Source organism: Enterococcus sp. DIV1420a (assembly GCF_051712165.1).
Classification (GTDB): Bacteria; Bacillota; Bacilli; order Lactobacillales; family Enterococcaceae; genus Enterococcus; species Enterococcus faecalis.
Map to the genome: position 1 here is coordinate 1,517,484 of NZ_JBIOOI010000001.1, position 26,628 is coordinate 1,544,111.

Annotated in this window: 22 protein-coding genes; 12 read left to right on the plus strand and 10 right to left on the minus strand. The window is 38.4% G+C overall.

Features of this window, described 5'->3' with window-relative positions; all coding sequences use genetic code 11:
• Positions 1-55 precede the first annotated feature (55 nt).
• The 4 genes from IGI80_RS07710 (at position 56) to IGI80_RS07725 (ending at position 4,036) form a co-directional block, all read left to right on the plus strand.
• Positions 56-1,630, plus strand: a complete 1,575-nt coding sequence (locus tag IGI80_RS07710; protein WP_002355543.1) for a peptide chain release factor 3 — start codon at positions 56-58, stop codon at positions 1,628-1,630.
• A gap of 175 nt (positions 1,631-1,805) precedes the next feature.
• Positions 1,806-2,249 carry a DUF3290 domain-containing protein gene (locus IGI80_RS07715; protein WP_002355544.1) on the plus strand — a complete coding sequence of 148 codons (444 nt, stop codon included), beginning with the start codon at positions 1,806-1,808 and terminating at the stop codon, positions 2,247-2,249.
• A gap of 15 nt (positions 2,250-2,264) precedes the next feature.
• On the plus strand, positions 2,265-2,912 hold the full coding sequence (locus IGI80_RS07720; RefSeq protein ID WP_002368017.1) for a DUF421 domain-containing protein: 648 nt from the start codon (positions 2,265-2,267) through the stop codon (positions 2,910-2,912).
• Positions 2,913-2,977: 65 nt separating this feature from the next.
• Entirely contained in the window at positions 2,978-4,036 is a 1,059-nt protein-coding gene (locus IGI80_RS07725) for a hypothetical protein (RefSeq protein WP_438723184.1), read from the plus strand.
• Positions 4,037-4,089: 53 nt separating this feature from the next.
• On the opposite strand, the gene IGI80_RS07730 is transcribed toward IGI80_RS07725, so the two are convergent.
• The gene (locus IGI80_RS07730) at positions 4,090-4,404 is read right to left on the minus strand and encodes a DUF1827 family protein (protein ID WP_002355547.1); all 315 of its coding nucleotides are present in this window, start codon (positions 4,402-4,404) and stop codon (positions 4,090-4,092) included.
• Between the two features lie 194 nt (positions 4,405-4,598).
• Positions 4,599-6,839, minus strand: a complete 2,241-nt coding sequence (locus IGI80_RS07735; protein WP_002386935.1) for an ATP-dependent Clp protease ATP-binding subunit — start codon at positions 6,837-6,839, stop codon at positions 4,599-4,601.
• Between the two features lie 301 nt (positions 6,840-7,140).
• On the opposite strand from IGI80_RS07735, the gene IGI80_RS07740 reads away from it, so the two are divergent.
• The 3 genes from IGI80_RS07740 (at position 7,141) to ptsP (ending at position 9,496) form a co-directional block, all read left to right on the plus strand.
• Positions 7,141-7,332 carry a hypothetical protein gene (locus tag IGI80_RS07740; protein WP_002366170.1) on the plus strand — a complete coding sequence of 64 codons (192 nt, stop codon included), beginning with the start codon at positions 7,141-7,143 and terminating at the stop codon, positions 7,330-7,332.
• Positions 7,333-7,502: 170 nt separating this feature from the next.
• Positions 7,503-7,769, plus strand: a complete 267-nt coding sequence (locus IGI80_RS07745) for a phosphocarrier protein HPr (RefSeq protein WP_002355551.1) — start codon at positions 7,503-7,505, stop codon at positions 7,767-7,769.
• Positions 7,769-9,496, plus strand: a complete 1,728-nt coding sequence (ptsP, locus tag IGI80_RS07750) for a phosphoenolpyruvate--protein phosphotransferase (protein ID WP_010712008.1) — start codon at positions 7,769-7,771, stop codon at positions 9,494-9,496. The genes IGI80_RS07745 and ptsP overlap by 1 nt, the downstream gene beginning before the upstream one ends.
• Positions 9,497-9,540: 44 nt before the next feature.
• Here the strand turns inward: ptsP and IGI80_RS07755 are convergent, their stop codons facing one another.
• From IGI80_RS07755 to IGI80_RS07765, 3 genes are read right to left on the minus strand one after another with little or no spacing between them, the layout of a single operon-like run.
• Positions 9,541-10,620, minus strand: a complete 1,080-nt coding sequence (locus IGI80_RS07755; RefSeq protein ID WP_002399431.1) for a DUF916 and DUF3324 domain-containing protein — start codon at positions 10,618-10,620, stop codon at positions 9,541-9,543.
• 35 nt (positions 10,621-10,655) lie between these two features.
• Positions 10,656-11,393 carry a WxL domain-containing protein gene (locus IGI80_RS07760; protein ID WP_002358689.1) on the minus strand — a complete coding sequence of 246 codons (738 nt, stop codon included), beginning with the start codon at positions 11,391-11,393 and terminating at the stop codon, positions 10,656-10,658.
• 54 nt (positions 11,394-11,447) lie between these two features.
• Positions 11,448-13,823, minus strand: a complete 2,376-nt coding sequence (locus tag IGI80_RS07765) for a hypothetical protein (protein ID WP_438723186.1) — start codon at positions 13,821-13,823, stop codon at positions 11,448-11,450.
• Between the two features lie 263 nt (positions 13,824-14,086).
• On the opposite strand from IGI80_RS07765, the gene tig reads away from it, so the two are divergent.
• The gene (gene tig / locus IGI80_RS07770; protein WP_002355556.1) at positions 14,087-15,370 is read left to right on the plus strand and encodes a trigger factor; all 1,284 of its coding nucleotides are present in this window, start codon (positions 14,087-14,089) and stop codon (positions 15,368-15,370) included.
• 111 nt (positions 15,371-15,481) lie between these two features.
• A complete protein-coding gene (locus IGI80_RS07775; protein WP_002366175.1) occupies positions 15,482-16,144 on the plus strand; it encodes a hypothetical protein in 663 nt (220 codons plus the stop codon).
• A gap of 46 nt (positions 16,145-16,190) precedes the next feature.
• Here the strand turns inward: IGI80_RS07775 and IGI80_RS07780 are convergent, their stop codons facing one another.
• The 4 genes from IGI80_RS07780 to IGI80_RS07795 all read right to left on the minus strand — a co-directional run bounded on the left by IGI80_RS07780 (position 16,191) and on the right by IGI80_RS07795 (position 21,498).
• Entirely contained in the window at positions 16,191-18,113 is a 1,923-nt protein-coding gene (locus IGI80_RS07780) for a PTS fructose transporter subunit IIABC (protein WP_438723188.1), read from the minus strand.
• A 23-nt stretch (positions 18,114-18,136) separates the two neighbouring features.
• Positions 18,137-19,054, minus strand: coding sequence for a 1-phosphofructokinase (gene pfkB / locus IGI80_RS07785; protein ID WP_438723189.1), 918 nt, complete (start codon positions 19,052-19,054; stop codon positions 18,137-18,139).
• A complete protein-coding gene (locus IGI80_RS07790; protein WP_002381250.1) occupies positions 19,051-19,803 on the minus strand; it encodes a DeoR/GlpR family DNA-binding transcription regulator in 753 nt (250 codons plus the stop codon). Before IGI80_RS07790 ends, pfkB begins: the two co-directional genes overlap by 4 nt.
• 135 nt (positions 19,804-19,938) lie before the next feature.
• Entirely contained in the window at positions 19,939-21,498 is a 1,560-nt protein-coding gene (locus IGI80_RS07795) for a ClC family H(+)/Cl(-) exchange transporter (protein WP_033625954.1), read from the minus strand.
• A 164-nt stretch (positions 21,499-21,662) separates the two neighbouring features.
• Here IGI80_RS07795 and pcrA point away from each other — a divergent pair, with 164 nt between their 5' ends.
• Positions 21,663-23,921 (plus strand): DNA helicase PcrA, encoded by a 2,259-nt coding sequence (gene pcrA / locus IGI80_RS07800; protein ID WP_010708284.1) that lies wholly within the window; start codon positions 21,663-21,665, stop codon positions 23,919-23,921.
• A gap of 125 nt (positions 23,922-24,046) precedes the next feature.
• Positions 24,047-26,077, plus strand: coding sequence for an NAD-dependent DNA ligase LigA (gene ligA, locus IGI80_RS07805; RefSeq protein ID WP_002375948.1), 2,031 nt, complete (start codon positions 24,047-24,049; stop codon positions 26,075-26,077).
• Here ligA and IGI80_RS07810 read toward each other — a convergent pair.
• Positions 26,074-26,289, minus strand: a complete 216-nt coding sequence (locus IGI80_RS07810; protein WP_002382998.1) for a hypothetical protein — start codon at positions 26,287-26,289, stop codon at positions 26,074-26,076. The two genes, ligA and IGI80_RS07810, sit on opposite strands and share 4 nt — an antisense overlap.
• Between IGI80_RS07810 and IGI80_RS07815 the strand changes: the two genes are divergently transcribed.
• Complete coding sequence (locus tag IGI80_RS07815; protein ID WP_438723440.1) at positions 26,255-26,341, plus strand: putative holin-like toxin; 87 nt, start codon at positions 26,255-26,257, stop codon at positions 26,339-26,341. The genes IGI80_RS07810 and IGI80_RS07815 overlap by 35 nt on opposite strands.
• Positions 26,342-26,628: the final 287 nt, after the last annotated feature.

Sequence of the window (26,628 nt, forward strand, 5' to 3'; positions counted from 1 at the left end):
AAATTATGCTGAAGAAAATAAATAAATAAACATCACAAGTGATAAGGAGATTTTTATGACGATCAATCAAAAAGAAGCAGTCGATAGTCGCCGTACGTTTGCGATTATTTCCCATCCGGATGCTGGGAAAACAACGATTACTGAACAATTATTATTATTTGGGGGCGCCATCCGCCAAGCTGGAACAGTCAAAGGGAAAAAAACAGGGAACTTTGCCAAATCTGACTGGATGGAAATTGAAAAACAACGGGGAATTTCGGTAACGAGTTCTGTGATGCAATTTGACTATCAAGACAAACGGATTAATATCTTGGACACCCCAGGGCATGAGGATTTCTCAGAGGATACGTATCGGACCTTAATGGCCGTGGATAGTGCTGTGATGGTTATTGATAGTGCCAAAGGGATTGAAGCACAAACGAAAAAACTTTTCCAAGTTGTTAAAAAACGTGGTATTCCAATTTTTACTTTTATTAACAAATTGGACCGTGACGGACGGGAACCATTGGAACTTTTAGAAGAATTGGAAGAACTATTGGATATTGAATCTTATCCAATGAACTGGCCAATTGGTATGGGAAAAGGCCTAGAAGGTCTATACGATATTTATAATGAACGTGTGGAATTATATCGTCCAGAAAATAATGGCGGGGAGCGTTTTATTCCTTTAAAAGATGGCGATATCCCAAGCGATTTACCATTGCACAATAACAGCGTTTATCAACAAGTGTTGGAAGATGTTGAGTTATTGGTAGAAGCAGGCGATGAATTTAGCGAGGAAAAAATCGCTCGTGGTGATCAAACGCCAGTCTTCTTCGGTTCTGCTTTGACAAACTTTGGGGTTCAAACATTTTTAGAAACCTTCTTACAATTTGCGCCTGCGCCACATGCGCATAAAACAGAAGAGGGTGGCGAAGTAAGTCCTTATGAAAAAGAATTTTCAGGCTTTGTCTTTAAAATTCAAGCGAATATGAACCCAGCCCATCGTGATCGAATTGCCTTTGTTCGAATTTGTTCAGGTGTTTTTGAAAGAGGCATGGACGTGACCTTAGGTAGAACAGGTAAAAAAGTCAAATTAAGTAACGTGACACAATTTATGGCGGATGCCCGCGAAAACGTCACAGAAGCTGTTGCAGGCGATATTATCGGTGTGTACGACACAGGAAATTACCAAATTGGCGATACTTTGTATGAAGGGAAAATGAATGTTCAATACGAAGAGTTGCCGTCATTTACCCCTGAATTATTCATGAAAGTAACTGCCAAAAACGTGATGAAACAAAAATCTTTCCATAAAGGAATTTACCAACTGGTTCAAGAAGGAGCCATTCAATTATATAAAACATATTTAACGGAAGAATATATCATTGGCGCCGTAGGTCAATTGCAGTTTGAAGTTTTCCAATACCGAATGTCTAATGAATACAATGCTGAAGTGGTAATGACGCCAATGGGTTCTAAAATTGCCCGCTGGATTAATCCAGAAGATTTAGATGAACGCATGAGCTCTAGCCGAAACATTTTGGCACGGGACCGTTTCGATCAACCATTGTTCTTATTTGAAAACCAATTTGCGGAACGCTGGTTTGCGGATAAATATCCAGATGTTGAACTGAAAAGTTTGATGTAAAATTAATTTGTAATCAATCAGTAGCTGAATCTTTAGAAGATTGAAGCTCGGCGCAGTCATTCTCAAGATGATTGCGCTGAGCTTTTTCTTGTTATAAGGTATTAAAGCAGGCGTGATTGTTTTTTTTGAGATAGAATACTTACTATAACGAACCTATCAAGGAGTGGACAAGAACATGAATTTTTATGGCATCGAGTATTTAAAAAGCCAATCTAATTTAAATGATTACTTAAAGTATTTTTTTATTTTTGCTTTGTTAATCGGGCTAGTCATTGTGTTTAGTTTTTATGTGCGACATCAAATTCAAACGAAATATCGTGAATTAAGTATTATTATTTTTTTATCATTATTATTTGTTTTAGGGGTTCAATATTCCAATTATCAACTGAACCAAAATCAGCATTCACAATCTTCACAAATGGTACATTTTGTCGAACAAGTGGCACAGGAAAAAAAGGTTTCTCCAGAAAAAGTTTATGTCAATGGTACACAACTGGCTGACGGAACCATAGTTAAAATTGACGAAGTCTTTTACAAAATGAGTTTAAGTACGGATCAGCAGTCTTATACGTTACAAGAAACGTATTTATTAACACCAACGATTGAAATCATAAAGTAAAGTGAGGGAAAATTAATGCAGTTTTATAGTCCAATTATTATTAAATTTGCTTTAGGTATTATTTGTTTAATTGTCCAAATTAATTTGATGGGAAAAGGCAATTTGGCGCCCACATCGGCTATGGACCAAGTGCAAAACTATGTATTGGGGGGCATTATTGGTGGTGTTATTTATAATGATTCAATTACGGTGCTCCAATTTGTATTAGTGTTAATTTTGTGGACATTATTAGTCTTAATTTTAAAATTTGCAAAAGAACACAATCGCTATGTGAAGCAAATTGTGGATGGTAAACCCATTACTTTAATCAAGGATGGACAGGTTGTGGTGAAGGAATGTTTGAAAAATGGTATTTCTGCAAATGATCTAATGTTTAAATTACGAGCAAATGGTATTTATGAAGTCCAGCTTGTTAAACGGGCGGTTTTAGAACAAAATGGTCAATTAACAATCGTCGAATATGGCGATGAAAGTATTCGTTATCCGATTATTGTGGACGGTCAAGCCAACATGGATGTCCTAGAGTTAATCAAAAAAGATGAGCACTGGCTATTAACGCAAATCCAAGAACAAGGCTTCCAAAGATTACAGGAAATCTATTTAGGTGAGTATTTATCTGGACAGTTAAGTTTATCGCCGTATGAAGAAAAAACGATTGCTTAGTATACTTTTCATTCTACTTATATTAAAATCAAATGGTAATTCAATGAGTTTTAAAAGGAGGAAAAATGAAAACTAAAAAGATAGTTGTCGGGTTATTTTGTTCAATGATTGTTTTAATGGGGTGCCAACCAGATCAACGAACTGAAAAAATGAAAGAAAGTACTGAAGCAGAAGCAGTCCAAGTAACGAGTGGTGCCTCGGCAGCCACTAATGCCACTTCTGTAAAGCAGGAGGAGCAGACAAACACGAATGATCAACCGAAGGAGAGTGCTGCCAAAGTGAGTTATGAGCGTAATGGACATACCTTTGAAGTTGATGCTGTTTCTGGCGCTACAGTAGAAGCTAATAATGGACAATCAGGAATTAGTCCAGAAGAAAAAGCCCAGAAGATGTATTGGTCAGGTCGTCCAGAAATCGGGGAAGTTCAAGGGGATTATTATCATCATGAAGTCGTGTTTGATGGCGGCTATACGGCTTTAATTGATGTCGTTGTTAAGGATCAACAAATTCAGTTAGTGGAATTTGATGAACGTGGACCTAAAAACTATTATTCTGAAGAATGGGCAGGAGTGACAAAACGTTTATCCGGCTATGCAAATTTTCAAGCGAACAACGCCCGAACTGATCAATCGTTAGTGACCGTTGTTAATACGATGACTTTTCTAGAAAATCAAATGGTTGCTGAAAATCGTCTAGATGGCGCATTCCAGACAGCCAAAGGTCAATCCAATAGCGCTAATAATGGTTATCTTCCTGCTGCTAGGGCTTTAGCCAAGGAAATCAAAGAACCTTCAAAAGAACATTATACAAGTCTAACAGAAGATTTTGGGGAGGGGCTTTCTGGACGTTTAACGGTTATTACGTTAAAAGATTCAGGGAAAATAACCGATCTTCGTTATGATGAATATTTTGCAGATACAGAAGAAGAGATTAAAGATGCGAAACTGAAGGCTTATTCTCGCCAATCAAAATATTTTTCAAAAGATTATGCTCAAAAATCGGGGGAAAATTTCAAAAAAGAAGTAGATGACTTAAGAAAAAAAGCAATCGAGGAAAATAAATTAGTCAGTCCGACAAATGAGGAAGCCTGGTCGGAAAATTATCAAAGTCTTGTAAAAAAATAACGTCACAATAAATTAAAAAAACTGCCGAAGTGGGGAAACTTCGGCAGTTTTTTTTAGTTTTCCATGAGGGAAACTTTTAATGGAACAGACACTTCGGTCACATGATTTAATTCAATGATAGAAATTTCATCTGGGTCATAAGCCTCTTTAGGTAATCGTTTTAACAGTTTTGCTAAAATTTCTTTTACTTCTGTCGGACGAATGCGACGATTTTTATTCATAATCAGAACTTCCACATGGTGAGCTGCTTCTGAATAGACAGCGGTCGTGTTTCCTGCTGAGTAGACTTTTACAAAGTAAGCATCCGTGTTTTCCAATTGTTTATTTACTAATTGTTTGTAGCTATTGGTCACATTCACTAATTTCATTTTATCACCTCATTATAGTTGTGTGCTGCAAAAGAGCGTTTCCAATTATGTACAGGAGTTCCAGATTGAATTTTTTCTATGAGGAACAAGTATACGAATATCTTTCTTCTATTATAGTTTTTTTTGATGAAAATAAAAAGTGAAAAGCATAAAAAAATCCGCACGCATTGTTATTAATGCGTGTGGATTTTTGATTATTCTGCTTGGTCAGATGTTGAAGTTTCTGTTTTAGTCACTTCTTGTGCGCCAGTTACGATAATTTTACCTTCGTTATCTAACGCTGCGACTAATTGATGATTTTCAGGATGATCTAGATAGTATTCAGCAATGCCGTCTTCAATTTGTTCTTGAATTGTTCGACGTAAAGGACGAGCGCCCATTGCAGGATCATAACCTAAATCAACGAGTTTTTCTTTGACTTCTGTTGGAACCTCAATGTGTAATTTTTGTTTAGCTAATAAGCCATTTACTTCTTCTAACATCAAGCTGACAATGTTCATCAGGTTTTCTTTGCTTAATGCTTTGAATTCGATAATACCATCGAAACGGTTAAGGAATTCGGGGGTGAAGAAGTTGTTCAATTGACCTAAAACAGATTTAGTCACACCTTCACGGGCAGCGCCAAAGCCAACGTTGGCTTCCACAGCTCCTGTTCCAGCATTACTTGTCATGATAATGATGGTGTCTTTAAAGCTGACTGTACGACCTTGTGCATCTGTTAAACGACCATCGTCGAGAATTTGTAAAAACATGTGTAAAACATCAGGATGCGCTTTTTCAATTTCATCCAATAAAATTAAACTATAAGGATTACGACGGACTTTTTCTGTGAGTTGTCCAGCTTCGTCATACCCAACATAGCCTGGAGGAGAACCAATCAGTTTAGAAACACTGTGTTTTTCCATATACTCACTCATATCAAAACGAACCATCGAATCTTCTGAACCGAATAGCTCAAAGGCTAATTGTTTTGCTAATTCTGTTTTACCAACGCCTGTTGGCCCAACAAATAAGAAGGAACCAATTGGGCGGTTTTGTTTGCCTAGGCCTACACGATTGCGACGAATCGCTTTAGCTACTTTATCGACGGCATCATCTTGTCCGACAACATGAGCTTTTAAGTCAACAGCTAAATTTTTCAATTGGGTTTGTTCTTTTTCTTTTAAGTCACCGACAGGAATGCCAGTTTTTTGTTCCACAATGGCTTCAATATCTTTTTCAGTGATGACGGGTGTTTCTTCATCGCTGATTTGTTTTTCTTTCATTGCTTGTAATTTATTGATTTGATCACGATAGTAAGCCGCTTTTTCAAAATCTTCTTCTGCGGAAGCTTGTTGTTTTTGTTGTTCCGCTTCTGCTAATTTTTTATCAATTGTTTTTGGATCAACGAGTTGGATAGTTAGATTCATTTTTGAACCAGATTCATCTAACAAGTCAATCGCTTTATCTGGTAAAAAGCGATCTTGAATGTAACGGTTGGATAAGTTTGCTGCTGCGTTAATCGCTTCATCTGTATATTTAACATGATGATAATCTTCATAACGTTTTTGCAAACCATGTAAAATCGTTATGGTTTCGGCAACGGTTGGCTCATCTACTTGGACTGGTTGCATCCGACGTTCTAAGGCAGCATCTTTTTCAATAATACGGTACTCATTTAAAGTTGTGGCACCGACTAATTGTAATTCACCACGTGCTAAGGCTGGTTTTAAAATATTGCCAGCATCCATATTGCCATCACCAGCAGCACCAGCACCCACAATTTCATGGACTTCATCAATAAATAAAATGACATTTTCAGCTTCAGTGATTTCTTCAATCAATTTTTGCATCCGTTCTTCAAATTGTCCGCGAATACCAGTTCCTTGAACAAGTGAAACCACATCTAAACGAATGACTTCTTTGTCCAATAATTTTTGGGGCACATCGCCATCGACAATTTTTTGGGCTAAACCTTCGACAACGGCTGTTTTACCAACACCTGGTTCACCGATTAAAACGGGGTTGTTTTTTGTACGGCGATTTAAGATTTCAATGACACGCTTAATTTCTTGGTCACGTCCTACCACAGGATCGATATCTCCTTGGCGTGCCGCTTCGGTGATGTTAATCCCATACTCGCCTAGTAAACCTTGACCAGCGCCAGCGCCTCCGCGAGGGGGTTGACCTCCATTACCACCATCACCAAATTGAGTGGGTGGTGTTTGTTGTTCATAAGGATTACCTTGTTGCATTTGGCGAGAAAGAGAGCGATATAAATCGTCTAAACTCCCAAAGCCAAAAGGGTCTTGTCCCATATTTTGAGGGGAATTATTTGCTTGATTTTTTAATTTTTGATAGCAGCTTTGGCAATAGTCCAGTTGTTTTCTTTGACCATTCACATTTGCATATAAATGAATTGTTGCTTCATTTTGTTGACAATTTTGACAAATCATTGAATGAAACACATCCTTTCAAAATAACTGAGGCCAGAAAAATAGTTGTTTGTTCTATTATTTCTAGTAAACAAACCATTTTTTCTCAAACCAGCCAAGTACTAGATAGCAGGAATAAATTCTGTCTACAAAACCACTTGACCATTTTTGACCTTTGAGGTTATTATAGCATTTTTTGTAAGAGAATCAAGTAAAAGACCTTGTTTAAAAAAAGACAAAGATTCGATTTTTTTACAGACAATTGCGCCATTTTCAAGTAAACTATAAGAGTTGATATTTAAGAGAAAGAGTGGTGAAATCAATGGCTGAAAATCCTTTTGTAGAAAAAATTGCTTCATTAAAAGCTGGAGAAATCTCTGAATTAATCGTGGAGCAAAATGAATTTTTCCAATTTCGTGATGCTTGGATTTCTTTACCTGACCGCGCGGAAATTGTTGGAGAAGCGGGGTTAAATGGACGAATCATTTATCGTTACCAAAAAGAGGAAGAATAGTCAGTGCAAAACATCACGAAATTTAAGCAAAAAGTGTTGTGTAAGATAGAAAAAAATGGTAATCTTAGAAACTGAAAGGGTCTTTTTTCGAGTAGACGTTTGATTTTAGCGTATCAAGAAAGGAAAACCCTAACATAAAAATTTTTTATTTACGAAGGAGACCGATTTATATGGAAAAGAAAGAATTTCACATTGTAGCAGAAACAGGAATTCACGCACGTCCAGCTACTTTATTAGTACAAACTGCAAGCAAATTTAACTCAGATATTAACTTAGAATACAAAGGTAAATCTGTTAACTTAAAATCAATCATGGGCGTTATGTCTTTAGGCGTTGGTCAAGGTTCTGACGTAACAATCACTGTTGATGGTGCTGACGAAGCTGAAGGAATGGCAGCAATCGTTGAAACATTACAAAAAGAAGGATTGGCTGAATAATGTCTGAGATGCTAAAAGGGATTGCCGCAAGTGATGGCGTTGCTGTTGCTAAAGCTTACCTGCTAGTTCAACCTGACTTGTCTTTCAACAAAACTTCCGTAGAAGATACTGATGCAGAAGCAACTCGCTTAGACGATGCTTTAGCAAAATCTACTGAAGAGTTGCAAGCAATTCGCGACAAAGCAGCTCAAAGCCTTGGTGAAGCAGAAGCGCAAGTTTTCGATGCTCATTTAATGGTTTTATCTGACCCAGAAATGGTTGGTCAAATCAAACAAAATATCCAAGACAACAAAGTCAATGCAGAAGCTGCCTTGAAAGAAGTTACGGATATGTATATTGGTATGTTTGAAGCAATGGACGACAATGCTTACATGCAAGAGCGTGCAGCAGATATTCGTGACGTTGCCAAACGTATCTTAGCACATTTATTAGGTGTGACTCTTCCAAATCCTTCAATGATTAACGAAGAAGTAATCGTGGTTGCCCATGACTTAACACCTAGTGATACTGCACAATTAGACCGTACGTATGTTAAAGCCTTTGTGACAGACATCGGCGGACGTACTTCTCACTCAGCAATCATGGCTCGTTCGTTAGAAATCCCTGCAATCGTTGGTACAAAAGAAATTACTGACAAAGTAAAAGCAGGCGATATTTTAGCAGTGAACGGAATCATTGGGGATGTTATTATTGACCCAACAGATGCTGAAAAATCTGAATTTGAAGCAGAAGCAAAAGCTTATGCAGATCAAAAAGCAGAATGGGATAAACTGAAAAATGCAGAAACAGTGACAGCTGACGGCAAACATGTTGAGTTAGCTGCAAACATTGGTACACCAAAAGATTTAGAAGGCGTACACAAAAACGGCGGCGAAGCTGTTGGTTTATATCGTACAGAATTCTTATACATGGATTCATCTGACTTTCCAACTGAAGAGGACCAATACCAAGCGTATAAAGCAGTTCTTGAAGGAATGGAAGGAAAACCCGTTGTGGTTCGTACAATGGATATTGGTGGGGACAAAGAGCTTCCTTACCTAACATTACCACACGAAATGAACCCATTCTTAGGTTACCGTGCATTACGTATTAGCTTATCAGAACTAGGTGACGGCATGTTCCGTACACAAATGCGTGCATTATTACGTGCGTCTGTTCATGGTAACTTACGTATCATGTTCCCAATGGTTGCTACTTTGAAAGAATTTAGAGCAGCGAAAGCAATCTTTGAAGACGAAAAACAAAAATTAGTCAACGAAGGTGTTGAAGTTTCAAAAGATATCCAAGTAGGTATTATGATTGAAATTCCAGCAGCTGCCGTATTAGCTGATAAATTTGCCAAAGAAGTAGACTTCTTTAGTGTTGGAACCAACGACTTAATCCAATACACAATGGCGGCAGACCGTATGAACGAACGCGTTTCTTACTTATACCAACCATACAACCCATCAATCTTACGTTTAATTAAAAATGTAATTGATGCAGCACACGCTGAAGGTAAATGGGCTGGTATGTGTGGTGAAATGGCGGGCGATCAAACAGCTGTTCCATTACTATTGGGTATGGGCTTAGATGAGTTCTCAATGAGTGCTACATCTATCCTTAAAACACGTAGCTTGATGAAACGTCTAGACACAACTAAAATGGCTGAACTTGCTGACCGCGCATTAAAAGAATGCGACACGATGGAAGAAGTCGTTGCATTAGTTGAAGAATATACAAAATAATTAAGTGATTATGAAAGCACATCGACAATTGTCGATGTGCTTTTTTATTGTTGCGCTTCACGTATTTTTTTCTTGAAATAATAAATCGTGCTTCCCAAAATGAATAGAAAAACTAGCGTGATGCTACTCACCAGTTTCCAAGGGAAATTGGTGTGTTTTTCAGGTGGGAGGTTGACGGCGGTAGCATTGTATTTTTTAGCTTCTTTTTCTTGGATAACTAAGTGTTTTTCCCACGAATAGTCTTGATAGCCATCGTTTGCTTTGATTTTTACAGTATAATTTCCAGGAACAAAAGGTTGTTCCTTTAAGTCAATCCGATAATTAAAATTTGTATTAGGGGCCATTGTTAACGACTCTTGGTGATTTTCGTAGCGAGGTTTAGCTTCTTTTTCATAATATAAAGAGGCATCGACTTGTAATTTTTTAATCATAGCCGCTTGTTTGTTTTGGAGATTCATTAATACGCGGTTACGACCGTTAGCTTGATCGGTTTTTACTTCATTTAAAGATAATTCTGGCTGAACAGGTTCATCTGTTTCACTAAGTAAGACACCGACTACATAAGAAAAACGATTATTGATGGCCACGCCGTTTTCTGAGTGAGCAGGTTGTTCATCTGACTTTTGTTCAAAGTAGAGTCCTCCTAAAACATACCCATTAAATGGTTTTTCCGGTAAAGTAAGCTGACATTCAACAGTCTTGGTTGAGTGTTTAGGTAGGTGGATTTCTTTTGGTAATTGCGCAATCTCATTAAAAGTAAAAGGTGCAGACGGATCTTTTTTTGTTTCAGCATGAGAATAATCTGCCAAGCCATTATCATTAGTAATCGCTGCATTGGCTGAAGCTAGCACGGTAATGTCGTTGGCTGTTTGATTCGTTAGTTCGATTTGTAGCTTTTGTGTTTGGTTTGGAGCGACACGTAAATCAAAATAACTTGTCTCTTTGGTTCGTTGATTGTCGGGTAAAATGGCTTTTACAGAAAAAGTCATTTCGCTTGCTTCTACAGAATAAGAGCCAATAAAAAATAAAAAAATGATGACGCTAATAGCATGGAGCCATTTAAAAAGCTGCTGATTCATAGTGTGCACTCCTTTTTGACAATTTTTTATAAGAAGGTATTGCATGAAGTTGTTTCATGCAATACCTTGTTTGTTTTCTTTTAAAGTGGTGTATCATCCAAAATCCAAGTAAGCGTTGTTTTATATTGTTTAGCTGCAACTTTTTTCGTTGTCGCAGGAACAGTTAATTGAATGCCTTGAGCAGCGGTCGCTCCGCTACCAAAAGCTAATGTCCAAGTGCCCATTCCTGTTGAAAGAGCGGCAGTCGCCACAGGAGAAGTGGCGGCACCAGTTGGATCCAAGGTTACTGGGACCGTTAATGGCGCCAAAGAAAGTAACTGTGTTGAATTGGGTGTTGCTGCTAAAAAGGTCAAGGACGCATTATCCAAAACAGCGGGTGTTGAATCACTTGTAGCAAATTGCGCACTCTGTTTAACTGATAATTTCCAGCCAAGATTTAGACCACGTTTGTCAGTTACTTGGACATAGTTTGGCACGCTAATTAAATCGCCAGTACTATTTTGCACTTGATCCAGTTGTGCCGAATAGATCGCTGTTCCGGCTTGAATTTGTTTTGATCCAAAATGGATATTTGAAACATAGTCAATACTAAGGGGGCCGGCTGTACCAGGTTGATGAGGATCAGCAGGATTAGGTGTCACAGGCTGAGAAGGGTTCGTCGGGTTGACAGGTGGCGTGACAGTATTATCAAGAGCAAACGTAATATCAGCGTTGGATTGAATAGAAGCGACTTGAGCTGCTTCAACTTTTGGACTATTTAAAAGCATAAGAGGCGTAGCAACGAACAAAATGCTTGAAATGCGCACGATCTTTTTCATTTTTTATTCCTTCTTTCTTGTTTATTTTTAACTTTTAAAAAAGCTAAATCCTAATTAGAGGGGTGTATCAGAAAGAATCCATTGTAATTCGGCAGTGTAAGATTCTTTGACCGTTAAATTAAGGTCAGGAGCAACGCTTAAAAAAAGTCCATTTTGTTGGTTCCAAGGAATTTCTACATTGTTATCGTCCGTTGCGGTGTATTGATAAACTTCGGTTGCTAAAGAGGAGAGAGGAAAATCACTGCCGTTTTTTCGATAAATGAAAGCTTGCTGGATCGTTTTATTTGTAGAAGTTGAATGCATGGGCTGACTCTCTCTTACCAACAAGTGCCATGGTGTTTTTGCAACTCGACCATCGGCAATGAGGAAAGGAGCGCTGATGGTCGATGGTGAGTATATGGTTCGTTTGCTGGGAAAAGGTAAATTTTTAAAGGAAACTGTAGTTGGCATCTGCACAAAACGGAGGGTACCGTTTTTGATAGGTAAAGACTGTTCCTTAGTGATTGGCGTAATTGGCGTTCCGCCACCATCATTGCCAGTAACCGTGCTAGAAAATAAAAGAAATTGGTTTATCCATTCTTCTGTAACCGTTGCTGTATATTGTAAGGTGAATTGTGTATTGGCTTCCGTAAAATTATCTGCTGGCAGCGAATTATGATAACTCCAATACGGCAAACCAGTGGAACTATCAGTTAAAAGTTGAAGCCCAGCTATTGGCGTACTTAAACCTGCTGCTGATTGTTTTGTTAATGTAGCAGCTGAAAGTTGGGACAGTCCTTTAGGCACCGTTGCTCGTAATTGCTGATTCATCCACGTTGCTGGTTGATTGGTTAAACGTGTGGTTAACGTAAAACGAATGATTTGACCACTTACGACAGAGTTTGCAGCTTCCCAGAGCCCTTGTGCATTTTTCCGCTCAATGATTTGCGTGACCGTTAGTTGAGGCACAGAATAAGCAACTGTTTGAGAAACAGTAGAACTGGTTAGCAAAGGCAGGCCAGTGCGATTGCTGAGCCCTTGGACCCACAAGCTGACCGTTTCTCCCCCTTGGAAAGTGGGTAAATTAGCAAATTGAAAATGGCCATTGGAATCTAAGGACGTTGTGAAAATAGAACCACCATTTATTTGTACTTTAACTTGATAGGTTCCGTTAGATGCTTGAGAAGCTTTACCTGAAAGTTGAGTTGAGCCAGCATTAGCGACTACGTTTGTGACTGGTTGGATTGACCAATTGACACTTTGGTCAGCTGAGGGGCTGCTTTGAATATAGTCGGTTGACGTTTTGGAACGAGCAAAGACAATTGTAGAGAGCGTGTCGCCATATTCTAATGGTGAAGCTAACGATGTCGAGAAATTTCCAGCTGCATCAACAGAAATTCCCTTCACCACTATGGGGGTAGTGGTTCCATCATAGGGGTTCAAGGTTAATTGAACAGAGTAGCTATAGTTTGGGTCTTGTACTTGTTGAATGGTCCCTGTTACAGTAGTGTCCAGATGATTTGGTTGAGTTAGTTTGGCTGGTGTGACTTGAGGAACGGGATAATTCCCTAAATTAAGTTGAGCTTTGCTAATTACGCCTGTTTTTGTATTATTCCCAATAATAATATTAATTGCGCCTAATCCAGTGCCAACATCTGTAAAGGTTCCTCGAATCGGATAGTCTTTGCCGTTAAGAGCAGGAGGGATTGAAATTCCTCGTTTATAAAGTGCGCCCACATCAAAAGAAATGGCGGCAGACCATTTGGTTCCGGGAAGTAACACCAAGGTGCTACTTGGAAAAGTCAGATAAACAGAATGATAAGTGCTACTATAAGAGAGACTGACGCCGTTAGTTGAACTGTGAATATCTTGAGTGGCTGTTCCTGGATAACTGACAGTCCCTGTTAAAAGAGTCAGAAAATCTTGTTGCTTTAGAGTGTCGTTATCTAACTGGCTTGAAATTTCTGTAGGAAGTTGAATAGCAATAATCGGTCGATCATTAATTGCTAAGCCGATAAGTGTCACACTGTATTCATACGAAAGTGTGATAATATCTTGGTTATACGTTCCCGTGCTTAAGGTACTTTTTAAGGTGCTATTACCAACAGAAACACTAGCTGGCGTAGGTGCCATAGGTTCATCGTTTTCAGAGGAAGCATGGGTTTGCTCGGTTTCTTGTTCCACGATATCGGTTGCTTGAGTTGTTTGTTGTTCTGTTGAAACTGAAGTAAATGTTTCACTAAAAGTAGAGGCGTGAGTTGTAGGGTTCAGTGTTTCAGAATGAGCTATCAAAGGTTGAGTCAGCGATAAAAAAAGCCATGATATGATGCAAGAAAAGATTCCCCAGACGAACTTATTCAAAACCATCCTCTCCTTTTTTGATATTATATGTATAATGACGAAAATATATAATGCGTAAATATTGAGTACATACATTCTATAATGGGCCATTCATAAAGTAAAGCGATTACATCCGATTGTGAACAAGATATTTTGTTCACAATCTTTTAGTGTTTTAAGAAGGAAATTTCTCGAAATTCTATGCTTTTTTAATCCGAAAAAATTAAAAAGCTGATAGTTTGCTAAAAATCGAGTCTTTCTTTCACTTCTTAGCACTTAAAATATTTACATTTTCCTAGGGATAGTGTACTATTTAAAGGTATGCATAAATAAAGTTTGATGTATAAAATTAAATGTTATTCGGAGGGAAACAAATGTCTGCGAAATGGGAAAAAAAAGGCACTAATGATGGTGTATTAACTTTTTCAATCGAACAAGCAGTAATCGAAAAAGGATTAACGCAAGCGTTCAATAAAGTGAAAAAAAACTTAAACGTACCTGGTTTCCGTAAAGGAAAAGTATCACGTACTGTTTTTAACCGTATGTATGGAGAAGAAGCGTTATACGAAGATGCGTTAAATGCTGTTTTACCAGAAGCATATGAAGCGGCTGTTTTAGAAGCAGGAATTGAACCAGTAGCACAACCAAAAATTGATGTTGAAAGCATGAATAAAGGGGAAGACTGGGTTATCACTGCTGAAGTAACTGTAAAACCTGAAGTAAAATTAGGCGAATACAAAAACTTAACAGTGTCTAAACAAGACCGTGAAGTAACAGATGAAGATGTGGAAGCACGTTTGAAACGCGAACAAGAATCTCAAGCTGAATTAGTAATCAAAGAAGATGCCGCTGCTGAAAACGGCGACACTGTAGTTATCGACTTTGAAGGCTTCTTAGGCGACGAAGCATTTGAAGGCGGCAAAGGAGAAAATTACTCATTAGAATTAGGTTCTAATTCATTTATTCCAGGCTTTGAAGACCAATTAGTTGGCAAAAAAGCTGGCGAAGAAGTAGAAGTAAACGTTACTTTCCCTGAAGATTACCAAGCAGAAGATTTAGCTGGTAAAGAAGCAGTCTTCAAAGTAACTGTTCATGAAGTAAAAGCAAAAGAATTACCAGAATTGGATGATGAATTTGCAAAAGACGTTGACGATTCAGTAGAATCATTAGACGAATTAAAAGAAAAATTCCGTAAAGAATTGACAGAAGCAAAAGAAGCAGCAGCTGAAGAAGCAAAAGACGAAGAAGCAATTCGTTTAGCTGTTGAAAATGCTGAAATCGTTGAATTACCACACGTAATGGTTCACGACGAAGTTCACCGTTCAATGGATGAATTCTTAAACAACATGCAACGCCAAGGAATTTCTCCTGAAATGTACTACCAATTAACTGGTTCTACAGAAGAAGATTTACACAAACAATTTGAAGGCGAAGCAGAAACACGCACAAAAACAAACTTAGTGATTGAAGCAGTTGCCAAAGCTGAAAACATCGAAGTAACACAAGAAGACATCGATGCTGAAGTGAAAGATTTAGCAGAACAATACAACATGCCTGAAGCACAAGTACGTAAAGTATTAAACAACGACATGTTAGAACACGATATTCGTATGAAACGTGCTGTTGAAACAATTACTGAAACAGCTGTTGAAAAATAAACATTTTTAATAAGCTCTTCATTCGATAGAGTTTTCTAAAACTGTAGATGGAAGGTGTCTTTCATCTACAGTTTTTTTCATATAAAATAACTTTTGAAAGGGTGTGTCAAAATGGATAAAAATTATTCGAAAATTAAATATGGATTAGTGGTGTTTGGCATCTTATGCTTGACGTACAATCTCTGGGAATTTTTTACGGCCAAGTATTCAACAAAACAAGGTGTGACGTTTGTTATCGAATGTTTACTTGGAATTGGTCTAATCTTTTTACCGGATCTTGTCAATAAATTTTTAAAAATTATTATGCCACCGACTATCGTTTATTTTTACTGGTTTTTCTTATTTATTTCAGTATTCCTAGGAACCTCGTTGCATATGATCTCAATCATTTCGTTCTGGGATAAAATTTTACACTTTGTTAGTCCGATGCTGTTAACTGCTGTTGGTTATGGTATTGCTGGTTTCCTATTGAAGAAAACGAAGTACGCCGATGTTTCCCCGTGGTTATTTTTATTATTTGGGTTTGCATTTGCAGGGCTTTGTGGCGTCTTCTGGGAATTTTGGGAATTTATCTGCGATTCATTAGGGAACATGAATTTACAACGTTATAATATGTCCAACGGCCAACCGTTTATTGGGCGTGCTGCTTTAATGGATACGATGGGGGACTTATTTACCAATACCCTTGGGGCCTTTGTGATGGGCGTGTATACGTATATCAGAAGCAAAGGAAATCCTGAGTATTTAGAAAATTATGCGATAAAGAGAAAATAATAAAAAAGCGATTCAACCATGGTTGAATCGCTTTTTTGCTGTTTTTTTAAGCAGGTACTTCGACAGGTTTTTTCAAAAGTCCGTAGACAATTCCTGAAATAATCGCCCCAATTAAGATGAACAATAGATATAGTAATGGATTACTTAATAGGAAGACGACGAAGATTCCTCCATGTGGTGCCAATAATTTGATACCAAACGCACCAACCAACGCACCAGTAAAGGCAGAACCTACCACGAAACTTGGAATCACACGTAATGGGTCAGCTGCTGCAAAAGGAATTGCCCCTTCAGTGACAAAAGAAAGTCCCATTACAATATTGGTTAAGCCAGCGTCTTGTTGATCTTTTGTAAATTTATTTTTAAATAAACGAGTTGCTACGAAAATTGCTAATGGAGGAACCATTCCGCCAGCCATTACAGAAGCCATGACCACGCTGCCACCTTCTGCAACAGTACTTGCTAGCGTAGCTGTACCGAAAACATAAGCAGCTTTGTTAACTGGTCCACCTAAGTCGATGGCCATCATACCAGCTAATAAGGCACCAAGTAAAGCAGCATTTGTGCCATCTAAGCCAAGTAGGAAATGATTTAACGCATCATTAATTGCTTTCATCGGGATGTTAATGACTAACATTAATAAGCCCGTAATAATCAAACCAAAAACTGGATAGAATAAAATGGTTTTAATTCCATCTAATGATTTTGGCAAGCCTTTGAAGACTTTACGTAAAAGAACCACTACATAACCAGCTAAGAAACCACCGATTAGGGCCCCAAGGAACCCAGCTCCGCCAGCGTTTGCTAACGCACCAGCCGCAAAACCAGCGACTAAGCCTGGACGATCCCCAATACTAGAAGCAATAAAACCAGCTAAGACAGGTAACATAAAGCCAAATGCTGCGCCACCAATTTGGTTAAACCAGCTAGCTACGTCATTGTAATTACCTAAGTTGGCTAATTGATCTTGAGGAACTCCGATAAATTGATCAATCATAAAGGAAAGAGCAATGGCAATTCCGCCACCAATAACGAAAGGTAACATATGAGAAACACCATTCATTAAATCTTTATAGATACGAGAACCGATTGAACCTTCCGCTGAATCCTCTTGATCGCTTGCAGCCGAGTCACTGCCATGGAAAGTAGGAGCTTCACCACTAATGGCTAAGTTAATTAGTTCTTCGGTTTTACGAATTCCATCACTGACGGGACGATTGACTAATTTTTTACCATCAAAACGATTCATTTCTACTTTTTTATCGGCTACGACAATCACGCCATCAGCACGAGCAATATCTTCAGCAGTTAAACGATTTTTAATTCCTTCTGAACCGTTTGTTTCTACTTTAATGTCTACGCCCATTTCTTTTGCTTTTTTCTTCAGTGCATCTTCGGCCATGTAAGTATGAGCAATTCCTGTAGGACAAGCAGTCACAGCAATAATATATTTACGATTGCTTTCTGGTGCTGGCGTTGTTTGTTCTTGTTCTGCTTTTTCTTCCGCTTCTTTTTGATCTTCCGCTGCTTGGAAAAGTGCTTGTACAGCTTCTGGAGTTTCCGCTTCTTTCAATTTGCCAACAAAGTCTGGATCAATAAGTAATCGAGAAAGGGCCGCAAGCGCTTGGAGATGTGTATCATTGGCGCCTTCTGGAGCAGCAATCATGAAGAATAGATAAGTAGGTTGTCCATCTAGTGCTTCATAATCAACACCTTTTTTACTTTTAGCGAAAAGAACTGTCGGTTCTTTTACGGCACTATTTTTTGCGTGAGGCATAGCGATGCCGTCGCCTAAACCAGTCGATGTTTGTGCTTCGCGTTTTAAAATTCCTTCTTTGTAAGTGTCAATGTCAGAGATGCGGCCACCATCGTATAATTTTTGGACCATTTCATCAATTGCGCCTTTTTTATCAGTAGCTTGTAAATCCATAATCATGACATCTTTTATTAATAAATCATTAATGTTCACTCTATTTTCCTCCCTTAGTGGATTTATTCTGAAATTTTTTCAATTGTTACTTCGTGAATAAGTTCTTGGATAAAATCTTCTGAGGCTAAATCATCAGAAAAAGCAGTCGCGCTACCGCAAGCGACACCCCATTTGAAAGCCTCTAAAGGATCTTGTGTTTTTGAAAAGTTGCCAATAAAACCAGCAATCATTGAGTCGCCAGCGCCAACAGAATTTTTCAGTGGGCGTTTTAAAACGTTGGAACGATAAACATCTTCTGTTGTGAAAAGTAATGCACCATCACCAGCCATTGAGATAATTACGTGTTGCGCTCCTTCTTCTAGTAACCGATGTCCATAAGGTAAAATGTCTTCAACACTTGTAAAGGTTGTATGATATAATTCTGCCAACTCATGATTGTTTGGCTTGACCAATAAAGGCTTTTGTGGCAAAGCGTTCATTAAATCTTCACCTGTCGTATCAATAACAAATTCTGCGCCTTTTTCCTTCACAATTTGGATTAATTCTTCGTAAAATCCTTTGCGTAGAGAAGCAGGTGTACTTCCTGAAAGAACAACAATATCACCAGCCTGAACACGACTGACTGCTTGTTTTAGTTCTTGAATTTCTTCGTTTGTTAGAGCAGGTCCTAAGCCGTTAATTTCTGTTTCAGTATCTGATTTCAATTTAATGTTGATTCGTGTATCAGCAGACACGGGAGTGAAATTCGTTTGGATTTCTTCTTTTTTCAACCAATCGGCAATGAATGAGCCTGTAAAACCACCTAAAAAACCTAAGGCAGTGGATTCTGTCTCCATACGTTTTAAAATACGTGAAACGTTGATTCCTTTGCCGCCAGGTAATTTAAAATCATTCGTCATCCGATTTAAATCACCAATTTGTAGATGATCGACATGAACGATAAAGTCGATAGAAGGGTTTAAAGTCACTGTGTAAATCATTTGTTTGCCTCCATTAAAATAGTTTTTTGCTGGAATCCTTGAAGCGATTCAGCAGGGCAGTAGTCAGTTAGTAAAGTAACTGACTCTAATTCTTCCACTTTGGTAAACGTTACTTCATTAAATTTTGTATGATCCAGTAAAACATAGGCTGTTTCTGCTTGATGAATAGCCAAGGCTTTTAGCGCTGCTTCTTCGGGATCAGGCGTCGTTAAACCAAACTCTAAATGTGCGCCGTTAGTTCCTAAAAAAGCTTTGTTAAAACGAAAATGTTGTAGCTGTTCCATACTAGTGGCACCAATGATTGCTTTAGTGGAGAGCTTCAAAGTACCACCAAGCATAATAGTGGGAATTTCCATATCGCTAAGTTTTGCAGCGTGATGCACGGAATTCGTCACTACATGGATTTGTTTCCCAACTAAAAAAGGGATCATTTCTAACGTGGTTGAACCAGCATCTAAATAGATCATATCGCCATCTTGTACACAACTAGCGGCTAAAGAAGCAATCTTTTGCTTTTCGTGCGTGTTTTTGATTGATTTTTCCGTCATGTTTTGTTCAAAGCCTAAATTAAGAATACGCTTAGCGCCGCCGTGAATGCGTTCTAACAAATTGGCGTCTTCTAATTCTTGTAAATCGCGGCGGATTGTGGATTCTGAAGCATTGAACAAGCTAGCAAGTTCTTGCGATTTGACGACTGATTTTTGATCTAACAATTGTAAAATTTTTTGATGTCGTTCTTCCGTAAGCATTTTCATCCCTCATTTCATGGATATAATAGCACAAATGAAAACGCTAATCAATCTAAAACGGTCAAAAACATTCAAAAAAATTAAAAAACAGTCATAAAAAAAGAAAGCTGCTGAACTCAGGTTCAGCAGCTTTCTTTAATTCACTAAATCATTCGGTAAAGTTTTTTGATAAATCTCTTTTTTGACTTGGTAAGCGAGTTTTTCATCGGTCAAAATAATGAGCACATCGCCAACATGCATAACAGTATCACCATGTGTTAAAATTTCCGATTCGCCACGGCGAATGGAAGTGAGCAACATTTGTTTAGGCCAGACAAAATCACGTACCATCGTATCATCTAAGGAACTTTCTGCAGTGATAGGTAATTCAATAATCGTTTTGTGGCCACGAATATTACTTACTTTAGAAGGAACCAAACGTTCTAATAAGCTTTCATAAATTGGCTTGCCGCCAAGACTATCGATGGTAATATAACTAACTAAAGCGACAACCCCTAAAGACATTAAATGAGAAAAATTGCCGACCATTTCTGTTACTAAAATAATCGCTGTTAACGGTGCTTTGCCGATCGCAGTAAAATAACCAGCCATGGCAAAAATTAAAAAGTTTTTCACAAAAATTGGATCCATCCCTACGTATTGGACAAGTAGACTGCCATACAATGTTCCGATAATGGCACCTAAAGTTAGAATAGGCAAGAAAATACCACCAGGGAGATTCGAACCGTAAGAAACCATTGAAAAAACAAAACGTAAAACCAGTAAGCCGACTAAAGCCCAAATCGTAGTCGGTTGATTGCCTAAAGCTAAAACAATTTGATTCCCACCGCCAAGTAAATGTGGAAAGAAATAACCAATCGGTAAAATCAAAATAAAAGGAACAAAACCATAATAATTAGAAGAAAGGCCTTTGATTTTTCCATATACTTTTGGTAAGGACAACAATGTTTTTTGATATATCCAACCTAATAATCCTAGCAAAACGCCCAGCAGGACTAATGTCCAATAGTACTCTAAAGGCAAAGATTTAACGGGACCAATATAAAGAACTGGTTGTAATCCGAAGAAATGCAAAGAAACAAAGTTAGCGGAAATGGCCGCAGAAAAAGAGGTTAACCAAACTAAAGGTGAAAAGGAATGGTGAACCTCTTCTAGAACAAATAAAAGTCCTGCGATTGGTGCATTAAAAGCGGCGGCTAAACCAGCACTGGCACCACTACTGATTAAAATTTTTTCTTCAGACTTGGTGCTTTGCCGCCATTGACTATAGCCTTGTCCAACCACTGCACCTAGTTGAATTGAAGGACCTTCACGTCCCAAAAATAGCCCAGGACTAATCGCTAAGATCCCACCGATAAATTTTTTCCAAAGCACTGGAAACCAATGAATTTCTAATTGACCTTGAAGTTGTCCTTCCACTTGGGGAATGCCACTGCCTTTAATTGCTGGTTCGCTCTTAATCAGTCGTCCTAATAAATAAGCAAGCACGAGAGAAAATAAGAACCAAGGAATCATCCAAAAGGGTTTTTCGTGAAACGTTTGATACAGATGCACGACTTGTTCGCCAATTTTTTCAATGCCTAAGCGAAATAAGCTGACAACAAAGCCGACCAGAATTCCGACGACGATGCCTTTAAGGATAAAGCCGATTCGGGTACCATCTAATTGTTTAATTTCATGTACATCATTATTCATTTCATTTTTAGCCTCCATCACTACTTACTAATGTACTGCGGTTTGACTTGATTTACAAGAAAATTTCATATAAAAAGAAAAAGATTTTTTGTTCTTTTCTAAAGAACTTCAAAGGGATTTTTGGTATACTGTATAAGATTGAAAAAAGAGAGAGGACGTTTAATATGACACAAAAACATGCCTTGGTTCAGGGAATGAATCCTCGACAAGAAGAAGCCGTTTTGCATACAGAAGGACCACTGTTAGTCATGGCTGGTGCTGGTAGTGGAAAAACGCGGGTTTTAACACACCGAATTGCCTATCTAATTGAGGAAAAAGAAGTAAATCCATGGAATATTTTGGCGATTACGTTTACCAATAAAGCTGCTAAAGAAATGAAAGAGCGTGTAAATAAACTACTGGAAACGGGTGGCGAAGATGTATGGGTCTCCACTTTTCACTCCATGTGTGTAAGAATTTTACGTCGTGATGTGGATCAGATTGGTTACAACCGTAATTTTACAATTATTGACCCATCGGAACAAAAAACATTAATGAAACGCATCTTAAACGACTTAAATATTGATTCAAAAAAATATGATCCTCGCTCAATTTTAGGTACGATTAGCAATGCCAAAAATGAATTACAAACGCCTGAAAAAGTTGCTGAAATGCAAGGTTCCTTATATGAAGAAATTGTCGCAAAATGCTATGAAGCCTATCAAAAAGAATTACGCAAAAACCAATGTATGGATTTTGATGATTTGATTATGAATACGATTCGTTTATTCAATGAACAACCAGATACGTTGGCTTTCTACCAAAATAAATTTCACTATATTCATGTGGATGAATACCAAGATACCAATCATGCACAATATACCTTAGTCAATTTATTGGCTGCACGTTTCAAAAATCTGTGTGTCGTAGGTGATGCCGACCAAAGTATCTATGGTTGGCGCGGGGCGGATATGCAAAATATCTTGGATTTTGAAAAAGATTATCCAGATGCCAGTGTAATTTTGCTAGAACAAAATTATCGGTCCACCAAAAACATTTTGGCGGCTGCGAATGATGTCATCAAAAATAACCGTAACCGCCGCGAGAAAGAACTGTGGACAGAAAATATAGACGGTGAAAAAATTGTCTATTATCGTGGGGACACAGAACGGGATGAAACACAATTTATTGTGAGCCAAATCCAAAAAGAAATGCGGGAAAATGACCGAATTTATGGTGATTTTGCGGTATTATATCGGACCAATGCCCAATCCCGTGTAGTGGAAGAAATGCTCTTGAAATCTAATATTCCGTATACCATGGTGGGCGGACATAAATTCTACGACCGTAAAGAAATTAAAGATATTTTGGCTTATTTAAGTTTGATTGCCAATCCAGATGATTCGATCAGCTTTGAACGAATTGTCAATGAACCAAAACGAGGAATCGGTAAAAGTTCAATTGAAAAATTACGACTATTTGCGGATACGCATGGTTGGGCTTTGCTGGAAGCTGCCCAAAATGTTGATTTGGCAAATATTTCAGGAAAAGCGGGTAAAGAGCTTGGTAATTTTGGCATGATGATTCAAGACTTAATGAAAACAGTGCCCTATTTAACGATTACAGAATTGGTGAAAGAAACTTTACAACGTAGTGGTTATCGGGAAGCTTTGATGGCGCAAAATAATTTAGAGTCTCAAGCTCGCTTAGAAAACTTGGACGAATTTTTATCTGTGACACAAGAATTTGATAAACGTTTTGAAGCGCAAAATAACGACGATCCAAATGGCGAAGAAACAAAATTAGCGGATTTTTTAACAGATTTAGCCTTGGTTTCTGATTTAGATAATTTAGAAGAGAGCTCTTCACAAGTAACCTTAATGACGTTGCATGCGGCCAAAGGGCTGGAATTTCCAGTGGTCTTTTTAATGGGCTTAGAAGAAGGGGTTTTCCCATTATCACGTGCCATGCTAGAAGAAAGTGAACTGGAAGAAGAACGGCGCTTGGCTTATGTTGGTATCACACGAGCGGAAGAAGCCCTGTTCTTAACGAATGCTTATTCGAGAACATTATATGGTCGCACGCAATATAATCGACCAAGTCGCTTTTTAGAAGAAATTGAGGCGGAGCGTTTAATGAAACAAGGGGCGGCGGCCAATTTACAGAAAGCTCCAGCGCGTACCTTTGATCCTAAAGTATTCAAGCCCAGTGCAAGTAAACCAGCTTATACACAGCCAGCTACAAAATCAGTTAGCAACAAAGTGGCAAGTGGTGGCGAAAAAGTTTCTTGGCAAGCAGGTGATAAGGTCCAACATAAAGCATGGGGCGTTGGTACAGTCGTTCGTGTAGGCGGTTCGGCCAAAGACTTAGAGTTGGACATTGCTTTCCCAGAAAAAGGCATTAAACGGTTGTTAGCGGCATTTGCACCAATTGAAAAAATTTAACATGCAAAATAGGTCAGCGATTTAATGAGAAATCACCATTAGATAAATTCTTTTTATTTTCTATCTTAGTGTAAATGTGTTAAAAAGACGATGAGAGCATTACACTTATGAGGAGGAGTTCTACGATGGAACAACAACCATTAACATTAACGGCGGCGACAACTCGTGCGCAAGAATTAAGAAAACAACTCAATCAATATTCCCATGAATATTATGTCAAAGATCAACCATCCGTAGAAGATTATGTTTACGATCGTTTGTATAAAGAGTTAGTCGATATTGAAACGGAGTTTCCTGATTTAATCACGCCAGATTCGCCGACACAACGTGTAGGTGGCAAAGTTTTATCTGGTTTTGAAAAAGCTCCGCATGACATTCCAATGTATAGTTTAAATGATGGATTTAGCAAGGAAGACATTTTTGCTTTCGATGAACGTGTTCGTAAGGCGATTGGTAAACCCGTTGCTTACTGTTGCGAGTTGAAAATTGATGGGTTAGCAATTTCATTACGTTATGAAAACGGGGTGTTTGTACGCGGAGCAACACGAGGCGATGGAACGGTTGGTGAAAACATTACAGAGAACTTACGAACGGTTCGCTCTGTACCGATGCGTTTAACGGAGCCCATTTCAGTGGAAGTTCGTGGCGAGTGCTACATGCCTAAACAATCCTTTGTCGCATTGAATGAAGAACGTGAAGAAAATGGCCAAGATATTTTTGCCAATCCTCGGAATGCAGCGGCGGGAAGCTTGCGCCAATTAGATACAAAAATTGTGGCGAAACGGAACTTAAATACGTTTTTATACACAGTTGCTGACTTTGGACCAATGAAAGCGAAGACGCAGTTTGAGGCATTAGAAGAGCTTTCTGCAATTGGTTTTAGAACCAATCCTGAACGTCAATTATGTCAGTCAATCGATGAAGTTTGGGCCTACATTGAAGAATACCATGAAAAGCGGAGCACTTTGCCATACGAAATCGATGGAATTGTGATTAAAGTGAACGAATTTGCGTTGCAAGATGAATTAGGTTTCACTGTCAAAGCACCTCGTTGGGCGATTGCCTACAAATTTCCACCAGAAGAAGCAGAGACAGTAGTGGAAGATATTGAATGGACAATTGGGCGCACGGGAGTGGTCACTCCTACTGCGGTCATGGCTCCTGTACGAGTCGCGGGAACCACGGTTAGTCGGGCAAGTTTGCATAATGCAGATTTTATTCAAATGAAAGATATCCGTTTAAATGATCATGTTATTATTTACAAAGCCGGCGATATTATCCCAGAAGTAGCGCAAGTCCTAGTTGAAAAACGTGCAGCCGATAGTCAGCCTTATGAAATGCCGACACATTGTCCAATTTGTCATAGTGAGTTGGTGCATTTAGATGAGGAAGTGGCGTTACGTTGTATTAATCCAAAATGCCCTGCGCAAATTAAAGAAGGGCTGAATCACTTTGTCTCACGAAACGCAATGAACATTGATGGCTTGGGGCCAAGAGTGTTAGCACAAATGTATGACAAAGGATTAGTGAAAGACGTAGCGGATCTGTATTTCTTAACAGAAGAACAGTTAATGACTTTGGATAAAATCAAAGAAAAATCAGCAAACAACATTTATACTGCCATTCAAGGGAGTAAAGAAAACTCTGTCGAACGTTTGATTTTTGGCTTAGGGATTCGCCATGTGGGGGCGAAAGCGGCGAAAATTTTAGCGGAGCATTTTGGTGATTTATCAACCTTAAGTCGAGCAACTGCGGAAGAAATTGTGGCTTTGGATTCAATTGGTGAAACAATCGCCGACAGCGTTGTGACGTATTTTGAAAATGAGGAAGTTCATGAATTAATGGCTGAACTGGAAAAAGCCCAAGTGAACTTGACATATAAAGGTCTCCGGACAGAACAATTAGCAGAAGTGGAGTCACCTTTCAAAGACAAAACAGTTGTTTTAACAGGGAAATTAACGCAGTACACTCGCGAAGAAGCTAAAGAAAAAATTGAAAATCTTGGTGGAAAAGTTACAGGGAGCGTTTCGAAAAAAACTGACATTGTGGTTGCTGGCGAAGATGCTGGCAGTAAATTAACCAAAGCTGAAAGCTTAGGCGTGACCGTTTGGAATGAACAAGAAATGGTCGATGCGTTAGATGCAAGTCATTTTTAAGAAGAAAAATTAACGTTGTCAGATTTTATGTAGTAATTTGATGGTATACTTATTTTAGTCATAAAAGTTATATGAACGAGGACTTTCTGAGTTGAGAAAGGAGGTTGATGCTTATGCGCAATTCTTCTTACTTTAACGAAAGGAGCAATGTTTTTGTCCGTTGAAGCAGCGCTAGGACTGATGATTGGTTTTGCAACGCTTGTTGTGACCATTATCTTCAGTATCTTAGCGCTTGTCTTAGACAACAAAAATAACCGTTCATAAGCTTTGAGGAGCTGAACGGTTAAGCGTTTGAAATAAAACCAATAACTCAGTAAGCCACCAGTTCTTATAACTGGTAGTGGCTATTAGAGAGGTATGTTCCTGCATATCTCTCTTTTCATTTTCATAATAACATATTTCCGTCATTTTTGCGAGCGACAAATTATCAATGAAATTCAAGGTTTCATCTAAAATATCCGACCATTTTATGGTAGAATGGGAACAGAGTGAACAGCTGTGCTAAGCTGTTTAAAGAAATACAATCCAATTGATTAATCTGAAAATGAAAA